The organism is Bradyrhizobium sp. SHOUNA76, assembly GCF_023006445.1.
Classification (GTDB): domain Bacteria; phylum Pseudomonadota; class Alphaproteobacteria; order Rhizobiales; family Xanthobacteraceae; genus Bradyrhizobium.
In genome coordinates, this window is sequence record NZ_JALBHA010000623.1 from 1 (window position 1) to 3,230 (window position 3,230).

The 3,230-nt window shown below is 64.5% G+C and carries 4 protein-coding genes and 1 pseudogene; 1 reads left to right on the top strand and 4 read right to left on the bottom strand.

The genetic code is table 11. The annotated features are described in order from the left end of the window. Both MOV74_RS34545 and MOV74_RS34550 read right to left on the bottom strand, forming a co-directional pair. Window positions 1-256: pseudogene (locus MOV74_RS34545) on the bottom strand (MaoC/PaaZ C-terminal domain-containing protein); the annotation flags it as partial. Continuing rightward, window positions 256-708 carry a MaoC family dehydratase gene (locus MOV74_RS34550; RefSeq protein WP_246931442.1) on the bottom strand — a complete coding sequence of 151 codons (453 nt, stop codon included), beginning with the start codon at window positions 706-708 and terminating at the stop codon, window positions 256-258. The gene MOV74_RS34550 and the pseudogene MOV74_RS34545, both read right to left, overlap by 1 nt. A gap of 178 nt (window positions 709-886) precedes the next feature. Here MOV74_RS34550 and MOV74_RS34555 point away from each other — a divergent pair, with 178 nt between their 5' ends. Continuing rightward, window positions 887-1,183 carry a DUF4282 domain-containing protein gene (locus tag MOV74_RS34555; RefSeq protein ID WP_028134403.1) on the top strand — a complete coding sequence of 99 codons (297 nt, stop codon included), beginning with the start codon at window positions 887-889 and terminating at the stop codon, window positions 1,181-1,183. A 122-nt stretch (window positions 1,184-1,305) separates the two neighbouring features. On the opposite strand, the gene ychF is transcribed toward MOV74_RS34555, so the two are convergent. Together ychF and pth are read right to left on the bottom strand one after the other, a co-directional pair. Continuing rightward, window positions 1,306-2,403 (bottom strand): redox-regulated ATPase YchF, encoded by a 1,098-nt coding sequence (gene ychF / locus MOV74_RS34560; protein WP_246931443.1) that lies wholly within the window; start codon window positions 2,401-2,403, stop codon window positions 1,306-1,308. Window positions 2,404-2,486: 83 nt separating this feature from the next. Further along, on the bottom strand, window positions 2,487-3,098 hold the full coding sequence (gene pth / locus MOV74_RS34565; RefSeq protein ID WP_246931444.1) for an aminoacyl-tRNA hydrolase: 612 nt from the start codon (window positions 3,096-3,098) through the stop codon (window positions 2,487-2,489). Window positions 3,099-3,230 lie beyond the last annotated feature (132 nt).

A 3,230-nucleotide genomic window follows, 5' to 3' on the forward strand; every position in this document is an offset into this window, starting at 1 on the left:
CGACCGCCTCGCCGCGCGCCGCAGCTTCGCGCGCCAGACGCTGGCCGTCGGCGACAATCAGGCTCATGCAGGCCGAGCCGACATGCCAGCCCGACGCCGCAAGCCCGCCGAACAGCGAGTTCTTGCCCTCCTCCTCGTCGAGATGAAAACGCTGCGGATCGAACTTGGCGGCGAACTTCTTGATCAACTCCGCAGTGAACGTATAGGCGCCGATCTCGCGGCGCTGGCCGATCTCGATGTCCTCGAAGTACCGCATCAGACCGTCCCCTCGCGCCGCTTGATCAGGATCGGCGAGGTCATCTCGGCGAGCGCTTGCCCCTTGGCGTTGCGCGCGGTGCATTTGAACGTGACGATTCCGAGCTCGGGCCGGCTCTTCGAGGTGCGTGCCTCCATCACATCGACATCGAGTATCAGGTCGTCACCCGGCCTGAGCGGCGACAGCCAACGGACCTCATCGACGCCGGGAGACCCCATCGAAGCGGCTCGGGTGATGAAGCCGTCGGCCATCATCCGCATCATCAGCGAGCAGAGGTGCCAGCCTGAGCCGGACAGGCCGCGCAGCATGCTTTTGGCTGCGACCTCCTCGTCCAGGTGCATGGGCTGCGGATCGAACTCGGCGGCAAAGGCCAAAATCTCGTCGCGGGTGACATGGTGCGGGCCGAATGTGCCGAACCGGCCGGGCGGGAAATCTTCGAAGGTCAGGGTCATCTTGGGCAAGCTTTGCGGGAATGACAGATTGTGGCCGCACTTTGCGGCAATCTCAACCCGCCGGCCCGCATGGCTCGTGCTACACACGGGGTGGCGGCGGCCTTGAGTCGGACCAATCGAGGGCCAGGACCCGAGCGCCAAGGCCAGTTTGCGGGCCCGATTTGCCCTGGGGAGATCAATGTTTTCATTCAGCGACCTTTTCCAATGGGACCGGTTCATCACGCCGACGATCATCAAGACCTTCTATTGGCTGGTGATCGCGCTGATCTGCCTGTTCGGCCTCTCCGGCATCTTTTCGGGCCTGGCTGCCATGGCGATCAGCCCGTTCGGCGGCTTCCTGGTGCTGCTGTCGTCGATCGCGAGCGTCGTCGTCGGCATCGTGTTCTCGCGCATCGTCGCGGAGCTGATCCTGATCGTCTTCCGCATCAACGAGCATCTCGGCGCGATCCGGGACCAGGGCAGCGGGATGCGGTGAGGCAGCGAGGTGCGTAGGGTGGGCAAAGGCGCAAAGCGCCGTGCCCACCATCATTCGGGATTTGAGAGAGAGGCCGTGGGCACGCTTCGCTTTGCCCACCCTGCGGCGCCAGTGTTCGCTGCTTACGTATTGAACCTGAAATGCATCACGTCGCCGTCGGCGACGACGTATTCCTTGCCTTCGAGCCGCAGCTTGCCGGCATCGCGGGCGCCGGCTTCGCCGCCCAGCGCGACGTAGTCCTCATACGCAATCGTCTCGGCGCGAATAAAACCCTTCTCGAAATCGGTATGGATTACGCCGGCCGCGCCCGGCGCCTTGGTGCCGCGATAGATGGTCCAGGCGCGCGCTTCCTTCGGACCCACGGTGAAATAGGTGATGAGGTCGAGCAGCGTGTAGCCGGCACGGATCAGGCGGTCGAGGCCGGCCTCCTCCAGGCCCAGCGTCTCCAGGAAGTCGGCGCGTTCCTCGCGTGAGATGGTGGCGATCTCGGATTCGATCTTGGCCGAGATGACGACGGCAACGGCGCCTTCCTTGGCGGCCTGCTCCTGCACCGCCGTGGAGAACGAATTGCCCGTTGCGGCCGAGCCTTCCTCGACGTTGCAGACGTAGAGCACGGGCTTGGACGACAGCAAGCCGAGCATCCCGAAAGCGCGCTCCTCCTCGGCCTTGCGCTCGACGAGGCGCGCGGGCTTGCCCTCGCGCAGCAGCACCAGGGTGCGGTTGACGAGGTCGAGCTGCTCCTTGGCGTCCTTGTCGTTGCCCTTGGCCTTCTTGGTGAGGTTGTCGACGCGCTTTTCGAGGCTGTCGAGATCGGCGAGCATCAGCTCGGTCTCGATGGTCTCGATGTCGGCGAGCGGGGCGATCTTGCCCTCGACATGGGTGATGTCGGAATCCTCGAAGCAGCGCACCACATGCGCGATCGCGTCGACCTCGCGGATGTTGGCCAGAAATTGATTGCCGAGGCCTTCACCCTTGGAAGCGCCGCGGACGAGGCCCGCGATGTCGACGAAGGTCAGCCGGGTCGGGATGATCTGTCCCGACTTGGCGATCGCCGCGAGCTTGTCGAGCCGCGGATCGGGCACGGCGACCTCGCCGACATTCGGCTCGATGGTGCAGAACGGATAGTTCGCGGCTTGCGCCGCGGCCGTCTCGGTCAGCGCATTGAACAAGGTCGACTTGCCGACATTGGGCAATCCGACGATCCCGCATTTGAATCCCATGGTCTCATCCAGTCTTCGCGCCCGGCGCGTGCGTTCGTTGAAGTCGTCATGCCCGGGCTTGACCCGGCCATGACGGAGAGAGATCAGCTCGACTTCTCTCCGTTCTCGTCCTTGGTCAAAAACCCCTTCGCCTGCATGGCAAGATGGACCCTGTTGGCGAAGGTCGCGTCCGTGCCCTTGGCAACCAACGCCGCATGCTCGGCCACCGCCTCGCACAGCGTCGCCACCCAGTCGTTATCAGCCTTGGCGAAGTCCGACAGCACGTGGCCGTGCACCAGTTCCTTGACGCCGGGATGACCGATGCCGAGACGCACGCGGCGATAGTCATTGCCGATATGCGCCGAAATCGAACGCAAACCGTTGTGTCCGGCGATGCCGCCGCCGATCTTGACCCGCACCTTGCCCGGCGGCAGTTCGAGCTCGTCGTGGAACACGGTAACGTCGCCAGGAGCGATCTTGAAGAAGCTTGCGGCTTCCTGCACGGCACGGCCGGAATCGTTCATGTAGGTCGTGGGCTTGAGCAGGATCACGCGCTCAGGTCCGAGCGCGCCTTCCGAGGTCTCGCCCTGAAAACGACGGCGCCATGGTGCGAAACCATGACGCCGCGCGATTTCGTCGACGGCCATGAAGCCGACATTGTGCCGGTTGCGTGCGTATTTCGCGCCGGGATTGCCGAGCCCAACAAAGAGTCGCATGACGCGGCGCGCCCCTCGCTTGGCGCGCGGTCAGGGACCGCGCGCCAGCTTTGAGAGATTACTTCTTCTTGTCGCCGCCGGCGGGAGCCTTGGCAGCCGCGGCAGGCGCAGCAGCAGCCGGAGCGGCCGCAC

Excerpts from the sequence above, each read along its gene's own strand:
- MOV74_RS34555 (WP_028134403.1), top strand. The coding sequence starts at position 887 with ATGTTTTCATTCAGCGACCTTTTCCAATGGGACCGGTTCATCACGCCG.
- pth (WP_246931444.1), bottom strand. The coding sequence starts at position 3,098 with ATGCGACTCTTTGTTGGGCTCGGCAATCCCGGCGCGAAATACGCACGC.
- ychF (WP_246931443.1), bottom strand. The coding sequence starts at position 2,403 with ATGGGATTCAAATGCGGGATCGTCGGATTGCCCAATGTCGGCAAGTCG.
- MOV74_RS34550 (WP_246931442.1), bottom strand. The coding sequence starts at position 708 with ATGACCCTGACCTTCGAAGATTTCCCGCCCGGCCGGTTCGGCACATTC.